Source organism: Georgenia sp. TF02-10 (assembly GCF_022759505.1).
Taxonomy (GTDB): Bacteria; Actinomycetota; Actinomycetes; order Actinomycetales; family Actinomycetaceae; genus TF02-10.
Genome location: NZ_CP094289.1, coordinates 3546119 through 3566460 on the forward strand (window position 1 = coordinate 3546119; position 20342 = coordinate 3566460).

The 20342-nt window shown below is 75.9% G+C and carries 20 protein-coding genes; 8 read left to right on the plus strand and 12 right to left on the minus strand.

Going from position 1 to position 20342, the window contains the following annotated elements; genetic code table 11:
* Nucleotides 1–247: 247 nt before the first annotated feature.
* From MF406_RS16170 to arsM, 5 genes are all read right to left on the minus strand, one after another.
* Nucleotides 248–802, minus strand: a complete 555-nt coding sequence (locus tag MF406_RS16170; protein ID WP_242895645.1) for an NADH-quinone oxidoreductase subunit B — start codon at nt 800–802, stop codon at nt 248–250.
* Between the two features lie 7 nt (nt 803–809).
* Nucleotides 810–1172, minus strand: a complete 363-nt coding sequence (locus tag MF406_RS16175; protein WP_242895646.1) for an NADH-quinone oxidoreductase subunit A — start codon at nt 1170–1172, stop codon at nt 810–812.
* 97 nt (nt 1173–1269) lie between these two features.
* Nucleotides 1270–2685: a geranylgeranyl reductase family protein gene (locus tag MF406_RS16180; protein WP_242895647.1), complete on the minus strand. Its 1416-nt coding sequence runs from the start codon at nt 2683–2685 to the stop codon at nt 1270–1272.
* 322 nt (nt 2686–3007) lie between these two features.
* On the minus strand, nt 3008–3703 hold the full coding sequence (locus tag MF406_RS16185) for a demethylmenaquinone methyltransferase (RefSeq protein ID WP_242895648.1): 696 nt from the start codon (nt 3701–3703) through the stop codon (nt 3008–3010).
* 119 nt (nt 3704–3822) lie between these two features.
* Nucleotides 3823–4611, minus strand: a complete 789-nt coding sequence (gene arsM / locus MF406_RS16190; protein ID WP_242895649.1) for an arsenite methyltransferase — start codon at nt 4609–4611, stop codon at nt 3823–3825.
* Nucleotides 4612–4714: 103 nt separating this feature from the next.
* On the opposite strand from arsM, the gene MF406_RS16195 reads away from it, so the two are divergent.
* Together MF406_RS16195 and MF406_RS16200 are read left to right on the plus strand one after the other, a co-directional pair.
* Complete coding sequence (locus MF406_RS16195) at nt 4715–5083, plus strand: ArsR/SmtB family transcription factor (RefSeq protein ID WP_371744528.1); 369 nt, start codon at nt 4715–4717, stop codon at nt 5081–5083.
* A 52-nt stretch (nt 5084–5135) separates the two neighbouring features.
* On the plus strand, nt 5136–6605 hold the full coding sequence (locus MF406_RS16200; protein ID WP_242895651.1) for an isochorismate synthase MenF: 1470 nt from the start codon (nt 5136–5138) through the stop codon (nt 6603–6605).
* 120 nt (nt 6606–6725) lie between these two features.
* Here MF406_RS16200 and MF406_RS16205 read toward each other — a convergent pair whose 3' ends face one another.
* Together MF406_RS16205 and MF406_RS16210 are read right to left on the minus strand one after the other, a co-directional pair.
* Nucleotides 6726–8294 (minus strand): S1C family serine protease, encoded by a 1569-nt coding sequence (locus MF406_RS16205; RefSeq protein WP_242895652.1) that lies wholly within the window; start codon nt 8292–8294, stop codon nt 6726–6728.
* Between the two features lie 488 nt (nt 8295–8782).
* Nucleotides 8783–9373, minus strand: coding sequence for a hypothetical protein (locus MF406_RS16210; RefSeq protein ID WP_242895653.1), 591 nt, complete (start codon nt 9371–9373; stop codon nt 8783–8785).
* Between the two features lie 37 nt (nt 9374–9410).
* On the opposite strand from MF406_RS16210, the gene MF406_RS16215 reads away from it, so the two are divergent.
* Nucleotides 9411–9770 carry a DoxX family protein gene (locus MF406_RS16215; RefSeq protein WP_242895654.1) on the plus strand — a complete coding sequence of 120 codons (360 nt, stop codon included), beginning with the start codon at nt 9411–9413 and terminating at the stop codon, nt 9768–9770.
* Nucleotides 9771–9899: 129 nt separating this feature from the next.
* Here MF406_RS16215 and menD read toward each other — a convergent pair whose 3' ends face one another.
* The gene (gene menD / locus MF406_RS16220; RefSeq protein ID WP_242895655.1) at nt 9900–11624 is read right to left on the minus strand and encodes a 2-succinyl-5-enolpyruvyl-6-hydroxy-3-cyclohexene-1-carboxylic-acid synthase; all 1725 of its coding nucleotides are present in this window, start codon (nt 11622–11624) and stop codon (nt 9900–9902) included.
* A gap of 41 nt (nt 11625–11665) precedes the next feature.
* Nucleotides 11666–12640 carry an o-succinylbenzoate synthase gene (locus MF406_RS16225; RefSeq protein ID WP_242895656.1) on the minus strand — a complete coding sequence of 325 codons (975 nt, stop codon included), beginning with the start codon at nt 12638–12640 and terminating at the stop codon, nt 11666–11668.
* A 52-nt stretch (nt 12641–12692) separates the two neighbouring features.
* On the opposite strand from MF406_RS16225, the gene MF406_RS16230 reads away from it, so the two are divergent.
* From MF406_RS16230 to MF406_RS16240, 3 genes are all read left to right on the plus strand, one after another.
* The gene (locus MF406_RS16230) at nt 12693–13661 is read left to right on the plus strand and encodes a 1,4-dihydroxy-2-naphthoyl-CoA synthase (RefSeq protein WP_242895657.1); all 969 of its coding nucleotides are present in this window, start codon (nt 12693–12695) and stop codon (nt 13659–13661) included.
* Between the two features lie 137 nt (nt 13662–13798).
* A complete protein-coding gene (menE, locus tag MF406_RS16235) occupies nt 13799–15259 on the plus strand; it encodes an o-succinylbenzoate--CoA ligase (RefSeq protein ID WP_242895658.1) in 1461 nt (486 codons plus the stop codon).
* A 91-nt stretch (nt 15260–15350) separates the two neighbouring features.
* Nucleotides 15351–16220 carry a 1,4-dihydroxy-2-naphthoate polyprenyltransferase gene (locus MF406_RS16240; RefSeq protein WP_242895659.1) on the plus strand — a complete coding sequence of 290 codons (870 nt, stop codon included), beginning with the start codon at nt 15351–15353 and terminating at the stop codon, nt 16218–16220.
* Between the two features lie 79 nt (nt 16221–16299).
* On the opposite strand, the gene MF406_RS16245 is transcribed toward MF406_RS16240, so the two are convergent.
* Complete coding sequence (locus tag MF406_RS16245; protein ID WP_242895660.1) at nt 16300–16800, minus strand: DUF4229 domain-containing protein; 501 nt, start codon at nt 16798–16800, stop codon at nt 16300–16302.
* 121 nt (nt 16801–16921) lie between these two features.
* On the opposite strand from MF406_RS16245, the gene MF406_RS16250 reads away from it, so the two are divergent.
* On the plus strand, nt 16922–17518 hold the full coding sequence (locus tag MF406_RS16250; protein ID WP_242895661.1) for a PLD nuclease N-terminal domain-containing protein: 597 nt from the start codon (nt 16922–16924) through the stop codon (nt 17516–17518).
* Between the two features lie 107 nt (nt 17519–17625).
* Here the strand turns inward: MF406_RS16250 and MF406_RS16255 are convergent, their stop codons facing one another.
* Nucleotides 17626–18030: a DUF1761 domain-containing protein gene (locus MF406_RS16255; protein ID WP_242895662.1), complete on the minus strand. Its 405-nt coding sequence runs from the start codon at nt 18028–18030 to the stop codon at nt 17626–17628.
* Between the two features lie 161 nt (nt 18031–18191).
* Nucleotides 18192–18689, minus strand: coding sequence for a hypothetical protein (locus tag MF406_RS16260; protein ID WP_242895663.1), 498 nt, complete (start codon nt 18687–18689; stop codon nt 18192–18194).
* A 476-nt stretch (nt 18690–19165) separates the two neighbouring features.
* On the opposite strand from MF406_RS16260, the gene MF406_RS16265 reads away from it, so the two are divergent.
* Nucleotides 19166–20314 carry a nitrate/nitrite transporter gene (locus MF406_RS16265; protein WP_242895664.1) on the plus strand — a complete coding sequence of 383 codons (1149 nt, stop codon included), beginning with the start codon at nt 19166–19168 and terminating at the stop codon, nt 20312–20314.
* The last annotated feature ends 28 nt before the right edge of the window (nt 20315–20342 follow it).

Sequence of the window (20342 nt, forward strand, 5' to 3'; positions counted from 1 at the left end):
GCGGCCGCGGCGGCGGTGGACTGGCCTACGTCGGCGCTGGTGGCGCCGGGCTTGACGGCGTCCGCGGCGGCGTCCTTCTCGGCGGTGCGCTCGGTCCCGGCGGGTCCGGTGCCGGTGGCCCCGGGGGCGGCGGGGGTGCCGTCCGTGGTGGGCGTGCCGGGGGCGGGGGTGGCGGTGCCGTCCGTGCCGGCCCGAGCTGCGCCGTCGGTGGTGCCGGCCTTGGCGGCGCCGTCGTCGTTGCGCTCCGTCACGCCAGCAGCCCCTTCATCTGGTGGGTGGGCGTGGCGGCCAGCGCGGCCTCCTCCGCCCGGCGGGCGGCCGCCTCCCGGTTCACCCCGAGCGGGGCGTTCTTGATCTGCTCGTGCAGCTCGAGGATGGCGTTGAGGAGCATCTCCGGGCGCGGCGGGCAGCCGGGCAGGTAGATGTCGACCGGGACGATGTGGTCCACGCCCTGGACGACCGCGTAGTTGTTGAACATCCCGCCGCTGGAGGCGCACACGCCCATCGAGATGACCCACTTCGGCTCGGGCATCTGGTCGTAGACGTTGCGCACCACCGGCGCCATCTTCTGGCTCACCCGGCCGGAGACGATCATCAGGTCGGCGTGCCGCGGGGAGGCCCGGAAGACCTCCATCCCGAAGCGGGAGATGTCGAACCGGGGGGTGCCGGCCGCCATCATCTCGATGGCGCAGCACGCCAGGCCCATGGTGACCGGCCAGACGGAGGACTTCCGGGCCAGGCCCACGATCTTCTCCACCGTGCCGAGCATGAACCCGGCCGGTGCCTTTTCCTCGATACCCACAGCTACCTCAGTCCCAGTCCAGCCCGCCGCGGCGCCACTCGTACAGGTAGGGCACCGTGATGAGGAAGATGAAGCCGAGCATGGCCACCAGCCCGAAGACGGCGAGCTCGGAGAACGCCACCGCCCAGGGGTAGAGGAAGACCACCTCGATGTCGAAGATGATGAACGTCATGGCGATCAGGTAGTACTTCACCGGGAACCGGCCGGCCGCGGGGGCCCGCGGAGTGGGCTCGACGCCGCACTCGTAGTTCGCGACCTTCACCCGGTTGTACCGGCTCGGCCCGATGACCTTGCTCGCCGCGAGGCCGCCGGCCGCCATGGCCGCCGCCACCGCCATCATGACGAGCAGCGGGACGTAGGGGTTGGTCATGATGCCTCCACCTCTGCACCGGTCTGCACTGCGCCGGCGTCCGGGCCAGCGTACGCACTTGCGGCCGGGACCTTGGTCCCGTCCTGCCTCCGAGACGTCACGACGCCGGCACCACCCTCGTCAGGGCGGTGATCAGCCGGTCCATCCAGTCCCCGCCGTGCCGGTCGAAGCCGTCGGAGAGCAGCTTCATCACGAACCGCATCAGCGTCGGGCGGGGCAGGCCGTGCTTGACGCACAGCCGCATGACCTCGGGCCGCTCGATGAGCCGGGCGAAGACCTGCCCGAGGGTGTAGTACCCGCCGAGCTCGCGGCCGAGGATCTGCGGGTAGGTCCGCAGCGTCTTCTCCCGGGCGTAGGCAGTGGGCTGGGCCAGCGCCTGCGCGACGACGTCGCCCGCGACCCGCCCGGACTGCAGGGCGTAGGCGATGCCCTCGCCGTTGAACGGGGAGACCATGCCGCCGGAGTCGCCGACGAGCAGCAGCCCGGAGCGGTAGTGCGGCTTGCGGTTGAACGCCATCGGCAGCGCGGCGCTGCGCAGCTCCCCGATCTGGTTCTCCGGCGTCAGCTCCCACTCGGCCGGGGCGTTGTGCATCCAGGTCCGGAACAGGCCCTTGTAGTCCAGCCCTGTGGGCCGGGCGGTGGCGGACAGCGAGCCGAGGCCGACGTTCACCGTGCCGTCGCCGAGGGCGAAGATCCACCCGTAGCCGGGCATCAGGTTGGACTTCCCGGGCACGCCGTCCCACAGCTCCAGGTGGGACTCCATCATCGGGTCGGTGTGCCGGGGGGAACGGAAGTAGGTGCGCACGGCCACGCCCATCGGGCGGCTCATGTCCTTCTCGATGCCCATGCTGGTGGCCAGCCGGGCGGCCACCCCGCCGGCGTCGACGACGAGCGGGGCGCGGAAGGTGACGTCCGCGCCGGCGCGGCGCCCGCCGCCGTCGACCGGGCGGGCGGTCACGCCGAGGATCCGGCCGGAGCGCTCGTGCCGGACCGGGCCGGTGACCGACATGCCCTCGCGCAGGGTGGCGCCGGCGGCGACGGCGTGCCGGGCCAGGGTCTCGTCGAGGTTCATCCGGGAGCGGGCCAGGCCGTAGCTGGGCATCTCGGCGAGCTCGGGCCAGGGGATCTCGATGCGGTGCCCGGCGCCGTAGGTGCGCAGGCCCCAGTTGCGGATCCACCCGTCGGCCTCTGGGGTGGGCACGCCCATCCGGATGAGCTCGGCGACGGCGCGGGGGGTCAGGCCGTCCCCGCAGACCTTGTCCCGCGGGAAGGTGGCCTTCTCCAGCAGGAGCACCTCGAGGCCGGCCCGGGCGAGGTAGTAGGCGGCCGCCGCGCCGCCGGGCCCGGCGCCGACGACGATCACGTCGGCCTCGTCCTCGCGGCGGGGACCGGCCGCGGGGGCCGGGGCCGTCCCGCGGGCCGGGGCGGTCCCGGGGGCCGCCGCCGCAGCGACCGTCGGACCGGCACCGGGAGCTAGCGCCGCCCCGAGGGCGGGACCTGTCCCGGGGTCCATGGCCGCACCGACCGCCCCGGTACGCCCGACGGCGGCCGTGTCGGCCCGCTGTGTCGGTCGCAAGTCTTCGCTCCAGGGTGAGGCGGGGGCGCACGGCCCTTACGCCCGAAGTCTACGGATGTGGCCCGGGACCGTCTTGTAAGGGCCGCCTTACTCGGTGGGCGTGGCGCGGGGCGCCGGGCCGGCGGCCCGGGCCGATGCCGCACCCGCGGCCGCGGGACGAGGAATCCGCGCGTCGGCACGGCAGCGCTGCTCGGGCTCGGGCTCGCGCTGCCGCGCGGGACGCCAGCGCGGTGCGTCGGCGCGGTCGTTGACGCCGCGGTCAGCTCGGCCGGACCGCCCGGTGCAGCGCCACGATCCCGCCGGAGAGGTTGCGGTAGGCCACCTCGCGCCAGCCGGCGCGCTGGAGCACCACCGCGAGGCGCTGCTGGTCCGGCCAGGTGCCGATCGACTCGGCGAGGTAGGTGTAGGCGTCGGTGTTGGAGGAGACCAGCGCGGCCACCCGGGGCAGCACCTGCCCGAGGTAGACCTCGTAGAGCGCACGGAACGGCGCGAAGGTTGGCCGGGAGAACTCGCACACCACCAGCCGCCCGCCCGGGCGGGTCACCCGGAGCATCTCGCGCAGCGCCCGGTCGGTGTCCGCCACGTTGCGCAGCCCGAACGAGATGGTCACGACGTCGAAGCTCGCGTCGGCGAACGGCAGGTTCGTCGCGTCGCCCGCGACGAAGGGCAGGTCCGGCCGGCGCCGCTTGCCCACCTCCACCATGCCGGTGGAGAAGTCACAGGGGATGACGTCGATCCCCTGGTCCGCGTACTCCGCCGAGGAAGTGCCGGTGCCGGCGGCCAGGTCGAGCACCCGCTCCCCGGGCCGGGCCCCGACGGCCTTGCGGGTAGCCACCCGCCAGATCCGGTCCTGCCCGAGGGAGAGGACGTCGTTGGTGAGGTCGTAGCGCTGGGCGACGCCGTCGAACATCCCGGCCACCTCGCGCGGCTTCTTCTCCAGGCTCGCTCGGCTCATCCCGTCATCATCTCAGCCCGGCCCAGCCATCTCGGTTCAGCGGTGATGCCGATGCCAACCTCGCTCGTGAGCTGCAGGTCGGCTCCCCCGCCACCGGAGCATGCGGCGCGTGCATGAGGTCAGGCGGTGCGCTTGGTGGCGCGGACGATGGCCGCGTGCATCCCGTCGGCCACTTCGTGGGTGAACGTCACGCTGGTGTCGGTGAACCCGGCCGTGGCGAGGCCGTCGAGATACTCGGTCGTGGAGAGCGCGCCGGCGATGCAGCCGACGTAGGAGCCGCGGTCGGCCCGCTCGCCCGGTGTCAGCCGGCCCTCGGCGACGACGTCGGAGACGCCGATGCGCCCGCCGGGGGCGAGGACGCGGAACATCTCGGCCAGGACGGCTGGCTTGTCGGTGGACAGGTTGATGACGCAATTGGAGATCACCACGTCCACCGAACCATCGGGCAGCGGCACGTCCTCGATGGTGCCCTTCACGAACTCCACGTTGGTCGCCCCCGCACTGGCGGCGTTCGCGCGGGCGAGGTCCAGCATCTCGTCGGTCATGTCGACGCCGTAGGCGAACCCGGTGGGCCCGACCCGGCGGGCCGAGAGCAGAACGTCGATCCCGCCGCCGGAGCCCAGGTCCAGCACTCGCTCGCCCTCGTGGAGGTCGGCCACTGCGCTCGGGTTCCCGCAGCCCAGGCTCGCCTCGACCGCCCCGACGGGCAGGCCGGCTGCGGTCGCCACGTCGTAGAGCCCGGCCCCGACGCTCCGCTGCGTGGAGCTGCTGCAGCAGGACGTCGCGGCGGGGCCGCAGCAGGAGCCCTCAACCAGTGGGTCGGCGTTGCGGGTGCCGGTCGTGACCGCGGTCGCGGCGGCGGCGTAGCGGGCGCGGACCTGCTCGCGCAGCTCGGTGTCCTCGCTCATGGCGTGCTCCGTTCGCGTCGGTTGCCGATCAGGACATATTGATGATGATCAATACATCGACGGCTGTCAATGCGTATGCCATCGTGGAGGCATGACGACCTCGATGCCCCTGCTGACCACGGACGGGTCCGGGTGCTGCGCGCCGGTGACCGCGGGCGTGATGGACGCCGAGGACGCGCGAGGGTTGGCCCGGACGTTCAAGGCGCTCGGTGATCCGACGAGGGTGCGGCTGCTGTCGATCATCGCCGCGCAGCCTGGTGCCGAGGCGTGCGTGTGCGACCTGACCGAACCGGTGGGCCTGTCGCAGCCCACGGTGTCCCATCACCTGAAGCAGCTCGTCGATGCCGGGCTTGTGACCCGCGAGCAGCGCGGCAAGTGGGCCTACTACACCATCGCCCACGAGACCCTGGCGACCCTCAGCAGCATCCTCGATCCACAGTCCTTGCGAGCCGGAGCCGGCTCGCCCCGCTGACCCGTCGGCCAGCACCGGGCCCGCCCCCGCGCCGCGGCCTAGAGTGACGGCGATGACCGCGACCGACCTGCCCGCCGGCACCGCGCCGCGCCCGCCCCGGCGGCCGGGCGGCCCCCGCCCCGCCGCCGGGCCCGGCGCACCCGTAGCGATCACCGGCGCGCGCCCCGTGCCGGCTACCGCTGCGGGGACTACCGACGCCGCGACCGGCGTCGCCCTGGACGTCCGCACCGCCGAGATCGACGACGTCGGCGACCTCCTCGCCCTGCTGCCCGGGCCCGACGTCGCCCGGACCTTCTCCTGGGTGCGGCGCGGCGAGGGGGTGGTCGGCTGGGGCAGCGCCCTTCGGCTGGAGACCGCCGGCCCGGACCGCATCCGCGCCGCCGACGAGGCCTGGGCCCGGGCCCTGCGCACCATGACCATCGAGGACGAGGTCCGGCTGCCGGGCACCGGGCCGGTGGCGTTCGGCTCCTTCGCCTTCGCCGACACCTCCGCCGCCGGCGGCGTCCTGGTGGTCCCCGAGGTGGTGGTCGGCCGCCGGGACGGGCGCTGCTGGGTCACCACCGTCGTGCCCGCCGGCGACGGCGCGGCGGCCGCCCGCGCGGCGACGCTGCGCCTCGGGGTGCTCCCCCCGCCCGCGCCCGTCACCGCCCCAGGCCCGGTCGGCTATGGCGACGGTGCGCTCAGCGCCGCCGCATGGACCAGCGCGGTGGCCGCCGTCGTCCGCCGCATCCGGGCCGGGGAGGTGACCAAGGTGGTGATGGCGCGGGACGTCGTGGCGACGACCGCGGCGCCGGTGGACGTGCGCCACCTGCTCGGCAACCTCGCCGCCGACTACCCCGGGTGCTGGACGTTCAGCGTGGACGGCCTGGTCGGGGCGACGCCGGAGCTGCTGGTGCGCCGGGAGAAGGGGCTGGCGGCGTGCCGGGTGCTGGCCGGGACGATCCGGCGGACCGGCCGGGACGCCGAGGACCTGCTCCGGGCCGCCGAGCTGGCCCGCTCCTCCAAGGACCTGGAGGAGCACGAGCTCGCCGTCGCCTCCCTGGTGCGGGCGCTGCGGCCGTACTGCGCGAGCATCAACGTGCCTGAGGCCCCGTTCGTCCTGCACCTGCCCAACGTCATGCACCTGGCCAGCGACGTCACCGGCGTCGTCGACGGCGCCCGGGCCCACCCGAGCACCTACCGGGCGCACCTGCCCGGCGGGTCCGGGCCGTCCAGCCTGGCGCTGGCCGCCGCCCTGCACCCGACCGCGGCGGTCGGCGGGACACCGACCGCGGCGGCCACCGCGATCCTCGCCGAGGCCGAGCGGATGGACCGCGCCCGGTACGCCGGCCCGGTGGGCTGGATCGGCGCCGACGGCGACGGCGAGTGGGGCATCGCGCTGCGGTCCGGCGAGGTCGCGGCGGACCGCCGCCACGTCCGCCTGTTCGCCGGCTGCGGCATCGTCGGGGCCTCGGACCCGGCCGCCGAGCTGGCCGAGTCCGAGGCCAAGCTGAGCCCGATGCGGCAGGCGCTGGGCGGCTGACCGCTGCCGCACCGCGGGCTTGTGCAGCAACGGCCGCGTTGCGGGGCTGACGCTGCAGCGTTGGCCGCCTCCCGGCGTCGGCCGCGGCCGCAGCACCGGCCGCTGCAGCGGCTGGCCGCCCTACAGCTCGGTGTCCTCCCGGGTGGCGAGGGTGGCGGTGATCTCCACGGTCTCGCCGTCGCGCGCGACGGTCAGGGTCACCTGGTCCCCGCTCGCGTACTGGCGCACGAAGCCGGTCAGCGCCTCCGCCCCGGAGACGGTGTCGCCGTCGATGGCAGTGATGACGTCGCCGGGCTGCAGGCCGGCCTGCTCGGCCGGAGTGCCGCTGTCGACGCTCTCCACCCGGGCACCGGTGCGGGTGGCGCCGTCCACGGTCGCGGTCCCGTCGGTCATCCGCACGCCGAGGAAGGCGTGCTCGGCGACCCCGTTCTCGACGAGCTGGTCGGCCACCTGCTTGGCGAGGTTGACCGGGATGGCGAACCCGAGGCCGATGCTGCCCGAGCTGCCGCCGGCCGCCGACGGCAGGGACGCGATGGAGCTGGTGATGCCGATGACCCGGCCGGTGGCGTCGAACAGCGGGCCGCCGGAGTTGCCCGGGTTGATCGCCGCGTCCACCTGGATGGCGTTCGTGACCACGGACGTGCCCGGCTGGCCGGGCACCTGGGTGTCCTCGGTGGTGGTCACCGGGCGGTCCAGGGCGGAGACGATGCCCGTGGTGACGGTCGAGCTCAGCCCGAGCGGGTTGCCGACGGCGGCCACCGGGTCCCCGACGATGACCTCCTCGGAGTCGCCCAGGGTGGCCGGCTGGAGGTCGTCGGGCGGGTCGGTGAGCGTGATGACCGCCAGGTCGGTGGCCGCGTCGGTGCCGGCGATCGTGGCCTCGAACATGCGCCCGTCGGAGAGGGTGACCACGATGCCGCCGTCCGCGGCGCCGCCCACCACGTGGTTGTTGGTGAGGATGTGGCCCTCCTCGTCGATGATGACGCCGGAGCCGGCGCCGGAGCCGCCCTGCACCTGCACGTCGATGGCGACCACGCTGGGCCGCACCGCTGCCGCGACGTTCGCCCAGTCCGGGTCCTCGGTGGTCGAGGTAACGACCGGGTCGGCCGGCGCCGGGTCGTTCTGCTGGTTCTGCTGGGCGGTGGGCTGGGTCGAGGGCGGGTCCTCCTCGAAGGCGCCGGTGAGCCCGGCCGTGCCCAGAGAGCCCAGCATCGCCGCGCCCACGGCCGCGGCGACGACGCCCGCCCACCCCGGCCGGCGGCGGCCGCGGCCGCTGCGCGGCTGGTGGCCCTGCGGTCCGCCGCCGGCCCCGCCCGAGCCGGGGGCGGAGGTACTGGGGGCGGCGAAGGTCCAGGTGTCGCCGTCGGGGCGGGCGTAAGGCTGGCTGCCGAAGCTGGCGGGGGTGGAGCTGCCCGGCGACCGGGTGCCGTACGGGTCCTGCGCGTCCTGGCCACTGGCGTGGTGCTGCTGGCCGGTGCGGTAGGGGTCCTGCGGGTTGGCGTGGTGCTGCTGGCCGGCGCCGTAAGGGTCCTGGCCGGCGCCATAGGACTGGGGCCGGGTGGCGTACGGGTCGTTCGCCGCCCGCTCACCCCGCTGGTCCGCGGCCGGACTGGTGGGCTGGGTCCAGCCGCGGCCGGGGCCGGGGGCGCTCCAGCGGTCGCCGCCGCGCTGCTCGTCGTCGGTGCTCATGGTGTCCTCCGTCGTGGTCGTCAGACCAAGTGCAACCCTTTCACCTTGCAGACTGCTTGGCAGAACCTGGGAGGTTGCTGGGGGTGGGGCCGGGCCGGCGCGCCGCTGCGGCCCGCCGCGGTCGCCGCGCCTGCCTGCCGGGGCCGGGTTGCGCGCCGACCGGGCACCAAGCCCCACCGCCCGCGTGCTGCCCGGCTCCCTGGGCGCGCACCCTGCTGCTGCGCAGGTTCGTCGGCTTCACCGCGGCTGACCTGGGGCCGCTCCAACCAGGTGCGCAAGGACTGGCTCACTTCCGCCACGCCCTCGACCTCTACCCAGGAGCGACACGTCGGTCCGGCCGCGCCGGTCCTCACCGGACTACGCCCTCATCGTGAAGAGCCGCGCATGCAGCATCGCGACCTGGGCGGTCCACAGAGCCGCGCCCCGACCAAGCAGGCGATTGCCTTGTCTAGCGCTCTATTGGGGTCGGGCCAATAGATCGCCAGGTTCTAGGAATGCGCGGGAAGCGCGCGCCCGCTCCTCCCGGACGGCGCCTCAGCGCCCCGAACGGCCGGCGCGATGCGCGCGAGGAGCGCGAACACCTCGGCCAGCTGCGCGGCGTCCGGCGGTGGCTGCGCAACCGCCGCGCCCACCGCGACGAGGTGCGGTACGAGCGCGGCGGCGCGGGCGTCCGCCGGGTCCGTGAGGAGCGGCCGCCAGCAGTCCTCGAGGAGCCGCAGCCGTTCGGCGTCGACCCGTTCGACCGCACTTCGCGCGTCGGATGCTTCGAACGCCCAGCCGCGGACTGCCGTGTCGAGGCGGAGGTCGAGTTCCGACACGAGCGAGGGAAGGGCGGCGATCGCGTCCGCGGGCGGGAGTTCGGCGATCGCGGCCCGCACACGGTCGATCGCCTCGAGCATGCGGAGCTCGTAGCGATCCAGCACGGCGCGCCGGTAGTCGGGCATGCCGGCGAAGTGGTGGTGGAAGGAGCCCTTCGTCAGCCGCAGCCGTCGGGCCGCGGCATCCGCTCGCAGACCAGCGGCGCCCTCCTCCCGCAGGATCGCCAGTCCTTCATCCAGCCACCGATCGCGCGTCACCATCTGGGCACCATACCGTACGGTACGGTATGGTCACTTTATGTCGCTCCTGCCCGACCCGGTCTGGCCCGTGGTCGTGCTCGCCGTCGTGTCGGCCGTCGACGGCGCGCTGTGCATCAAGCCCGCCGCGTTCATCGCGCGATGCTTCGAAGACGTCGGCTGGCCGCGAAGCCGGTGGTGGATGATGGCGCCGATCAAGTTCGCGGCCGCTGTGGGCCTGATCGCGGGGATCTGGCTCCCCGGGCTCGGGTTCCTCACGAGCCTGTGCCTGGTCGCCTACTTCGTCGTCGCCATCTCATTCCACGTGCGGGCACGGGACTTCGGCCGCACCCTCTTCGTCAACGCGACCGGGATGCTGGTGCTCAGCGTCGGCACGGCGGGGATCTCGTTCCTCATCTGACCGCTGCAGCCTGCGCGACGGTGAGGGACTGCCGCTCGACGAGGAGGTCGAGCACGGCACGGCGCGGGCGGACAGCTCCGCCCGGCGGTCGGTACGGGCGGGGCGGCGGGCCGCGCAAATTCCGGCCGCTCAGCCGACCGCGGTCCGCACCGCCGCCCGTACCTGCGCCGCGAGCCGTTCCCGGTCCGCCCGGACCTGAGAGCGGTCCACCGCCACCTCGACGACACTGCGCCCGTGCACCGGCGCGGCCAGCGCCTTCCCGAGCTCGGCCGCCGTCGTGACGAGCCGGTAGCCGGCGCCGTAGCCGGCGGCCAGGTCGGCGAGCCGCACCGCCTGCGGGGTGGCGAAGACACGCTCGAAGTCATCGGCGCGACCGGGGGCGCCGTGCTCGAGGGTGGCGAAGATGCTGCCGCCGGCGTCGTTGACCACCACGACCTGCAGGTCCACCTCTCGCTCGAGGCGGCCGCGGAGCAGGCCGCCAGCGTCGTGGAGGAAGGTGAGGTCACCCATCACCGCCCGCACCGGTCGGCCGGCGCCCAGCGCCAGACCGGTGGCGGTGGAGACGGTGCCGTCGATGCCCGCCAGGCCGCGGTTGGCCACGACCACCGGCCCCTCCCCCGGGGCGCCGGCCAGGTCCAGGTCGCGCACGGTGCTGGAGGAGCCGGCGACCAGCAGGTCCGCCCGGCCCGGGCCCGCGGCGCCGTCGCCGGCGGTCACCGCGCGGGCGACGCTGAGCCCGTCCACCGGCCGGCCCGGCTCGGCCAGCACCTCCTCGACCGCGGCGCGCGCCGCCCGGTCGGCGCGGAGCCAGAGCGCCAGCCACGCCTCGTCCGCCGGCCCCGGCGCCACGGCGGCGGCCGGCAGCACCTGGGTGGCGGTCCCGGCGACGTCGGTCCAGATCCCGTGCGGGGCGACGACGACGACCGTCACGTCCGGCCGGGCGAGCAGCGCGCTCACCGGGCGGGAGAGGGTGGGGTGACCGAGCACCACCACCCGCTCCACCCCGGCCAGCGCCGGCTCCTCGAGCAGCAGGCGGTACGGGCCCAGCGCACACCGCCCGCCGCGGGCCCCGGAGGACGGCTCGGCGAGCAGGGGCCAGCCCGCCGCCTCGGCCAGGTCGCGCGCGGCCCGCCCGGCGCCGTCGCCGGCGACGACGAGGGTCCGGGGCCCGCGGGGCAGCAGCGCCGGCGGGGGCGGCGGCGCGGCCGGCACTACCTGCACGACGGGCGGCGGCGGCCCGGGCTGCCACGGCGCCGCCGGGGCGAGCGGGTCGCGCAGCCCGACGTTGAGGTGCACCGGGCCGGGGTCGGCCGTGCGCCGGCCGGTGGCGGCCGCGAGCGCCCGGGTGACCACCTGGTCCAGCACCGGCCCGCCGGGCGCGCCGGCGGGGATCTCGGCGGTGTAGCGCGTCGCGCCGGCGAAGATGCCGGGCTGCTCGGTGGTCTGGTTGGCGCCGGTGCCGCGCATCTCGTGCGGCCGGTCGGCGCTGATCACCACGAGGGGCAGGTGGGCGTGCGCGGCCTCCAGCACGGCGGGGTGGAGGTTGGCGACGGCGGTACCCGAGGTGGTGACGACGACGACCGGCCGCGGCTCGGCGTCGTCGCGGGCCTGGCCGCCGGGCCCGGGGCCGACCGTGCCGGCGCGCGCCAGCCCCAGGGCGACGAATCCGGCCACCCGCTCGTCGATGCGCACGTGCAGGCGCAGCCACCCGGCCCGCTCGGCGGCGTGCAGGGCGTACGCGAGCGGGGCGCTGCGCGAGCCCGGGGCCAGGACGACGTCGGTGACGCCCCGGCGGACGAGGGCCGTCACGAGCCCGCGCGCGGTGGCGGTGGACGGCTCGGGCGGCTCCGGCACCGACGGCTCGGCCCCTTGCTCGGTCGCGCTGGACGGCCCGGTCACCGGGCGGCCGCCAGGTGACCGGCCATGGCGTCGAGCCGGTCGCGCCAGCGGGCCGCGACGTCGGCCGGGGCCGCGACGGCGGCCAGCGTCGCCGGGTCTGGGGCCGGGCGCCGCACCTCGATGACGCCACCGGTAGGCAGCAGCGGGTCGGCCACGGCGTCGCGGGCCAGGAGGTGGACCGTGGCCAGGCCGCACGCGTACGGCAGCTCGGGCAGCGCGGCGGCCAGCGCCACCCCGGCGGCGATCCCCACCGACGTCTCCAGCGCGGAGCTGACGACGACCGGCAGCCCGAGCTCCTCGGCCAGCCGCAGGCAGGCGCGCACCCCGCCGAGCGGCTGGACCTTGAGCACGACGACGTCGGCGGCCTCCGCCCGGCGCACGGCCAGCGGGTCGGCAGCGCGGCGGATGGACTCGTCCGCGGCGACCGGCACGTTGGTGCGCCGGCGGACCGCGGCGAGGTCGGCGACGGCGGCGCACGGCTGCTCGGCGTACTCCAGCCCGCCGGCGGCCCGGTCGAGGAGCGGCAGCCGGGCGACGGCGGTGTCTAGGTCCCAGCCGCCGTTGGCGTCGATGCGCACCCGGCCGCCGGGACCCAGGGCGTCGCGGACGGCCTCCAGCCGGGCCTGCTCGGCGGCCAGGGACTGGCCGGTCTCGGCCACCTTGACCTTCGCCGTCGTGCAGCCGCCGGAGCCGGCGACGATCTGGGCCGCCTGCTCCGGGCCGACGGCGGGCACCGTGACGTTGACCGGGACGGTGCTGCGCACCGGGTCCGGCCAGCCCTCCTCGGCGGCCTCCAGCCCGGCGCGCAGCCAGGCCGCGGACTCGGCGGCGTCGTAGTCCCAGAACGGGGAGACCTCCCCCCAGCCGGCGTCGCCCCGCAGCAGGGCACCGTCACGGACGGTCAGCCCCCGGAACCGAGTGCGGAGCGGGACGGAGTAGACCGCGGCTGGGGCCGGGACGAGCGAGGGCACCAGCCAAGGATAGGGACCGGGGTGGTCGGGCCACCGCCGTAGGGTGAGGGCCGTGACCGACCTGCCCGCCCGCGTCTCGGCGACGTTCGACCCGTCCCGCTGGCGGGACGTCGAGGGCTTCGCCTTCACCGACATCACCTACCACCGGGGCGTGTCCCGGTCGGCCGACGGCGAGCGCGACCTGCCGGTCGTGCGGGTCGCGTTCGACCGGCCGGAGGTGCGCAACGCCTTCCGGCCGCACACCGTCGACGAGCTCTACCGGGCCCTGGACCACGCCCGGATGACCCCCGACGTCGCCGCCGTGATCCTCACCGGCAACGGCCCGAGCCCGAAGGACGGCGGCTGGGCGTTCTGCTCCGGCGGGGACCAGCGCATCCGCGGCCGGGACGGGTACCGGTACGAGACGGCCGGGGCGGACGCCGCGGCGCCGTCGGAGCGGCGCCGCGAGCAGGTCGACCCGGCCCGGGCCGGGCGGCTGCACATCCTGGAGGTCCAGCGCCTCATCCGCACCATGCCCAAGGTGGTCATCGCCGCGGTCGGCGGGTGGGCGGCCGGCGGCGGGCACAGCCTGAACGTGGTGTGCGACCTGTCCGTCGCCTCCCGCCAGCACGCCCGGTTCAAGCAGACCGACGCCGACGTCGGGTCCTTCGACGCCGGCTACGGCTCGGCGCTCCTCGCCCGGCAGGTCGGGGACAAGCGGGCACGGGAGATCTTCTTCCTGGCCCGGGAGTACTCCGCCGCCGACGCCGAGCGGTGGGGCGTGGTCAACGAGGTCACCGACCACGAGCGGCTGGAGGACCTGGCGCTGGAGTACGCCCGCACCGTCGCGGCCAAGTCCCCGCAGGCGATCCGGATGCTCAAGTTCGGCTTCAACCTGGCCGACGACGGCCTGGCCGGCCAGCAGGTCTTCGCCGGCGAGGCCACCCGGCTGGCCTACATGACCGACGAGGCGGTGGAGGGCCGGGACGCCTTCCTCGAGCGGCGCGACCCGGACTGGTCGCGCTTCCCGTACTACTACTGACGTCCCGACGGCGGGCGGTCCCGCTCCTGCCTCCTAGAGCTGCCGCTGAGGTGCGCGGGACCGCCGGCTCGCGGCCGGTGATACGGATCGGCGGCGGCGCTGACGGCCGGGCGACGGCGCCGACCTACCCTGGGGCCGTGACCGCCACCCCCGACGCACCTGACGGAGAGTCCGCTGTGCCCGGGGCCGGCCTGGCATCGCCCGAGGACGGGCCGCCGGCACCCGGAGCCCAGCCCGCCGTGCCCGCCGCCCAGCCCGGCGCACCCGCGGGCGAGCCCGCCGAGACCACCGACTGGCGGCCGCTGCCCGGCGGCACCGCGCCGGGCGCCGTCGCCGACCTGCTGGCCGCCCTGCGCCGCCGGCTCGCCGGCCCCGGCCGCGAGGTGCTGCTGCCGCACGCCCCGGGCGCCGCCGCCCCGGACGTCCGCGCCCGGGTGCGCCGGCCCGTCCCGCCGGGCACCGCCGTCGTGCTGGCCACCTCCGGCTCCACCACCGGCACCGGGCACCTGGTGGCGCTGACCGCCGAGGCCCTGACCGCTTCCGCCCGGGCCACCGAGGCCCGGCTCGCCGGGCCCGGGCAGTGGCTGCTCGCCCTGCCGGCCCACCACGTCGCCGGGCTGCAGGTGCTGGTGCGGTCGGTCCTGGCCGGCACCGACCCGGTGGTGCTGGACACCACCGACGGGTTCGACCCGCTGCGGCTCGCCGAGGCGGCCGGCGGGCTGCGCACGGACCGGCCCGGGTACCTCTCGCTGGTGCCCACCCAGCTGGTCCGGGTGCTCGACGCCGGGCCGGCGGCGGTGCGCCCGCTGCGGCGCCTCGCCGCGGTGCTCCTCGGCGGGGCGGCCGCGACGCCGGCCCTGGTCGAGCGGGCCCGGGCCGCGGGGCTGCCGGTGGTCACCACCTACGGCATGACCGAGACCGGCGGCGGGTGCGTCTACGACGGCACGCCGCTGCCCGGCGCCCGGGTGGACGTGGCCGCGGACGGGCGGGTCCTGCTCGGCGGGCCGATGCTGGCCGCCGGGTACCTGGACGACGGCGCGGCCGACGCCGCCGCCTTCATCACCCGCGGCGGCGAGCGCTGGCTGCTGACCGCGGACCGGGGTGAGGTCGTCGACGGCCGGCTGCGGGTACTGGGCCGGGTGGACGACGTCATCAACACCGGCGGGGTGAAGGTCTCCCCCGCCGCCGTGGAACGGGTGCTGGGTGAGGTCGGCGAGGCGGTCGTGGTGGGCGTGCCGGACCCGGAGTGGGGCCAGGTCGTCACCGCGGTCCTCGCCGCCGGGCCCCGACCGGCGCCGCCGCTGGCCGAGCTGCGGGCCCGGGTGCGCCGCGCGCTGGGCCCGGCGCACGCCCCGCGCGCCCTCGTCGTCGTGCCGGAGCTGCCGCTGCGCGGCCCGGGCAAGGTGGACCGGCTCGCCGCCGCCCGGCTCGCCGCCGCGGCGCTGGCCGGCACCGTGCCGACGGCGGCCGGGACCGGGCCGACGGCGCCCGGGACGGGGCCGACGACGGCGACCGGGAGCGAGCGGGTGACCGGGATCGAGCGGGTGACCGGGGCCGAGCAGGTGGACACCGGCGACGGCGCCGCGCGGCTATCCTGATCGGCGCTCCTGCGCGGCGTGCCCCAGAGGTGCGCCGGCGCGGCGCGGAGGTGCCGCGCCCGGCCTGCCCTGCCGGAGCGGACGGAGGACCATGGCGACCCTGGCGGACTGGCTCGAGGGCGCCCGCGTCCGCACCCTGCCCGCCGCGGTGTCACCGGTGGTGCTGGGGACCGGCGCGGCCGCCGGGCTCGGCGCGGCGTCACTGCCGCGGGCGCTGCTCGCCGCCGGCGTCGCGCTCGCCCTCCAGGTCGGGGTGAACTTCGCGAACGACTACTCCGACGGTGTGCGGGGCACCGACGACGTCCGGACCGGCCCGCCCCGGCTGACCGGCGGGGGCAAGGCGACCCCGGCCACCGTGCGCCGGGCCGCGTTCCTCAGCTTCGCCGTCGGCGCCGGCCTCGGCCTGGTGCTCGTCGCGCTGTCCGGCTCGTGGTGGCTGCTGGCCGCGGGGGTGCTGGCGATCCTGGCCGCCTGGGGCTACACCGGCGGGCGGCACCCCTACGGCTACCTCGGGCTGGGCGAGGTCGGCGTGTTCCTCTTCTTCGGCCTGCTGGCGACGCTGGGCACGGTCTGGACCCAGGCCGAGTCGCTGCCGTGGACGGCGTGGGCCGGCGCCGCCGGGGTGGGGCTCGTCGCCTGCGCGCTGCTCATGGTCAACAACGTCCGCGACCTGCCCACCGACGCGGCGGTCGGCAAGATGACGCTGGCGGTGCGCCTCGGGGACCGCCGGGCCCGCCGGGCGTACGTCGCCATGGTCGGCCTGCCGGTGGCGCTCGGCGCGCTGTGCGCGCTGGCGTCCCCGTGGTCGTTGCTGGTGCTGGCGCTCGTGCCCTGGGTCGTGCGGCTGGCCCGGACCGTGCTCGGCGGGGCCGGCGGCCGGGACCTCATCGTGGTGCTGCGGGACACCGGGCTGCTGGAGCTGGCCTTCGGCGTCCTGCTCGGGGTGGGCCTGGCGCTCTGACGGCGGGCGTGGCCGACGGCGGCCCAGGCCAGCGGTCGGCGGCCGGCCGTCAGCGGCCGGCCGTCAGCGGCCGCGGCCCTCACGGGGCTCGACGGTCGGAGCCCCGCTGCCCGGGGGTGCCCCCCGCATCGGCCTGCCGGTCCGCGTCCCTGGCGGACGAGCCGGCCCGGGTCGGCGCCTCCGCCGAGTCGGGCGCGGCGACGACATGCCCGGCGGCGGTCTGCCCGTCGGCGGCCTGCCCGGCGGCGGGATGCTCGGCGGCGGGCTGACCGGCCCTGCCAGCGGGCCCGCCCTCGGCGCCGGGCCGCTCGGCCGCGTCCACCAGCGCGTCCTCGTGCGCGGCGTCGCCCTGGACGGCGTCGGAGAACCGCGGCCGGTGCTCCTCCCGGAAGGGGTCGTGCCGGGCGAGGACCTCGGCGGCGGCGTCCCGCTGCGGGCGCAGCACGAGGAAGGAGAGCATGGCGCCGACGACGACGGCGAGGAGCCAGAGCGCCCAGGAGCGCAGCCCGAGGAGGTACAGCACCCCCGCGGCGGCCAGGATCATGACCAGCCGGAGCAGCGTGTAGACGAGGAGGCGCACGGGATCAGGGTACGGCGCGCCGGGCGCGCCTCCCCGGGTCCCCTCCGCCCGCACGACGGCCCGACCCCAGGCGCCCACAGCCCTTTCCCCGGGCCCGCAGGGGACGACGTACCCTGAAGGCATGGCCCGCATCCTGCCCGTGGTCCTCCTCGTGGCGCTGGTGGTGTACGCGCTGATCGACTGCGCGCGCACCCCGGACAGGTCGATGCCGGCCGGCATCCCCAAGATCGTCTGGATCATCCTCATCGTCGTCTTCCCCGCCGTCGGGGCGCTGGCGTGGATCGTGGTCAGCCGGGTGGCCGGCACGCTCGCCACCGAGCAGGCGCCCCGGAGTCGGCCGGGGCTGTGGAGCAGCGAGATCCCCCGCGCCCCGCGGCCGACCGGCCCGGCGGCCCCCGACGACGACCCGGAGTTCCTCCGCCGCCTCGCCGAGGACGCGCGCCGCGCCCAGCGGGAGCGCGCCCGGGAGGTGGGGCCGGCACAGTCGCCGGACCAGGCGCCCGGCGCGGGCGACCCTCCCGCCCCGCGGCGTGGCTCGACCGGCCGCGGCTCGACCGGCCGCGGCTCGACCGCCCCGGGCTCACGGGGTCCGCACGCCGACAGCTCGCCCGACAAGGGCAAGCCCGGCACCGGCGCCGACGACGAAGGCACACCCGCCGACGGGACGGACGAGGACGGGACGGCCGGCAACAGTCCCGGTCCGACGCACTCGGCCTGAATCGCGTCGACGGGTACCCGTGCGCCGCGGTCGTGGCTGCTGAGAAGCGGCAAGGGCGCAGCGCGAGATGGCGAGGCGTCGCCCGGAGTCGCGCACCGAGCTCACCGCTAGCGCCACGTCCCGACGATGAGAGTGATGACCACGAGGTGCACCAGCCAGTCGCCGGCATGGATGGCCGCCAGAGCGACCGGCACCTGCTCGCCCATGAGGGAGCTGGCCCACTGGGTCAGCACGAAGCCCACCCAGAGCAGCGCCGCCAACCCGAGGAGAGGGAGAACACCGGTGGTCTCGGTCAGCCCGACGAGGATCGCCACGCACAGGGCCAGCACGATCGACGTCGCTGCCGCGACGGCCAGCTGCCCGGCCGGGGCCGGCTGCTGCGCGCCCGAGCGACCGCGCCAGCGCTGCTGAAGGCTGACCATCCGGGCGCCGAGCAGGCCGTACCACGCTGTGCTCCCGACGACGGAGGCGGCTGCCGAGACGAGCACCGCGGCCACGTTGATCGCGGGCATCAGCGGACCTCACCTTCCGGCGTGGCCTTGAGAGCCGCGAGGCGGTCCCGCCACCACTGCTTCATCTCGCCCGCCTGCTCGGCATCCTGCAGCCGGGCGCGCTCAACGGTGACGGTGGTCTTCGCCCTCGCCTTCGCCGCAAGGCTCAGGTGGAGGCGCGATCAGCCGTCCGCCCAGTCGAAGTGGGCGGCCGTGGGTGGTGTGGCCTTCCGCTCGGCGAGCGTCACCCCAGGTATCCAGCGCTCACGGGCGCTGGGGTCGACGAACGCCTCGAACAGCTCCTCCACAGGAACCGCGATCGTCCTCGATGCCGAGACCGAGAACCCGTCGGCGTGCTCACCCACGGCGCGGCCGGGGCGTGCGCGCTCGTAGCTGCCGGCGATGGCCTGGACGTTCCAGGCCAGGGGGTGGAGCTCGAGCAGGTCGGCCAGCCATCGGGCGATCTCGCGGTGCGGCTTGTCGGCCACTTCGTCATCGAGCAGGTCGAACCACTCTTCCCAGCCGCGGCCGGTTCGCTCCGACGTGGCCAGCGCAGGAGCCCCATCACCACCGGGCAATTCTGTGGCGGCCAGCAGGACGGCGCGGGCGGCGGTATAGCTCTCGCCGGTCTTGCCCATGCGCGCGCGGACCAGGCGCTCGAAGGACCGGTTTGCGGTCATCAGGTTGTTCCTTTCCCACGGCAGAACCGCCTCGACTCACGCTCGCGACGTCCACCGGAAAAGGACAACACCGACCAGCATACCGAGGGTTCGAGAGCCCCTTTGCCTCCGCTGGGCCGGTGGCGTGAGCACCGGAACCGAGGTTGGGCGCGGGACAGCGCCTGACCCGACGCTAGCGCAGCACGACTCCCGCGGCAACGAGCTCGTCAGCCCTCCACGCTCCGGGTATACGACAAGCGTCGCGGCGGAGCGCAGCAACGACGAGCGCATCATCCGCCGCCCAACGCCCCCGAATATGCACGGAATATCCACGGCCGACGACCTGCGCCGACGCGCGGGTCGCTGCTACTGTCGCGCTTGACCGGGCTAATACCGGCCGGATGCACCTCAAAACTTGGGAGGTCCCGTTGCCGCGACCATCTGCCGGGCGGACGGCTTCGCCCCCCGCCACCGAGGACACCGGCCGCCAGACGCTGATGCTGGTCCTGGCCACCGTCGGGTTCCTGCTGAACTTCTGGGCCTGGTCCCTGATCGGACCGCTCGGCTCGACCTACGGCGCGGAGCTGGACCTGACGCCCGTCCAGGTCTCCGTCGCTGTCGCCGTCCCCGTGATCGTCGGGTCGTTGGGCCGCATCCCGGTGGGCGCCCTGACCGACCGCTTCGGTGCCCGGGTCATGTTCCCCCTCGTCACCGCGGCGACCATCCTCCCGGTCCTGTTCGTCGGCCTGGTGGCCAACAGCTTCGCGATGCTCATCCTCGGGGGCTTCTTCCTCGGCCTGGGCGGCACGACCTTCGCCATCGGGGTCCCGTTCGTCAACGCCTGGTTCCGCCCGGAGCGCCGCGGCACCGCGCTGGGGCTGTTCGGCATGGGCACCGCCGGCACCGCCGTCGCCGCCTTCACCACCGTCGACATCGCCGACGCCTACGGCCGGCCCGCCCCGTTCCTGCTCGTCGCCGTCGTCCTGGCCGTCTACGCCGTCGTCGCCTGGGTGCTGCTCCGCGACGCCCCGGGCCGGCCGACGCCGACCGGCTCCCCGTTCGCCGGGACGGCGCAGGCGGTGCGGGTGGGCGCCACCTGGCAGCTGTCCCTGCTCTACGCCCTCGCCTTCGGCGGGTTCGTGGCCTTCTCCGTCTACCTGCCCACCTACCTGGTCAACGACTACGACCTGACCCGCTCCGACGCCGCCCTCCGCACCGCCGGGTTCGTCGTGCTCGCCGTCGTCATGCGACCCATCGGCGGCTGGCTGTCCGACCGTTGGCACCCGGTCCCGGTCCTGACCATCTGCTTCGTGGTCGGCGGCGCGCTGGCGCTGCTCGCCGCGGCCCGGCTCGAGCTCCTGCCCGCCGGCACGGTCGCCTTCCTCGGGCTGGCCGCCGTCCTGGGCGCCGGCTCCGGCGCGACGTTCGCGCTGGTCTCCCGGCTCGCCCCGGCCGGCATGGTTGGCGCGGTGACGGGCGTCGTCGGCGCCGCCGGCGGCCTCGGCGGCTTCTTCCCGCCCCTGGTGATGGGGGCGGTCTACGGCGCGACCGGGCGCTACACGATCGGCTTCCTCCTGCTCGCCGCCAGCGCGCTGGCCGTCGCCGCCTTCACCTGGTGGCCGGTGCGCCGCGCCACCCGCGGCTGACCGGCCAGCCGCCGCCCACCGAACCCCG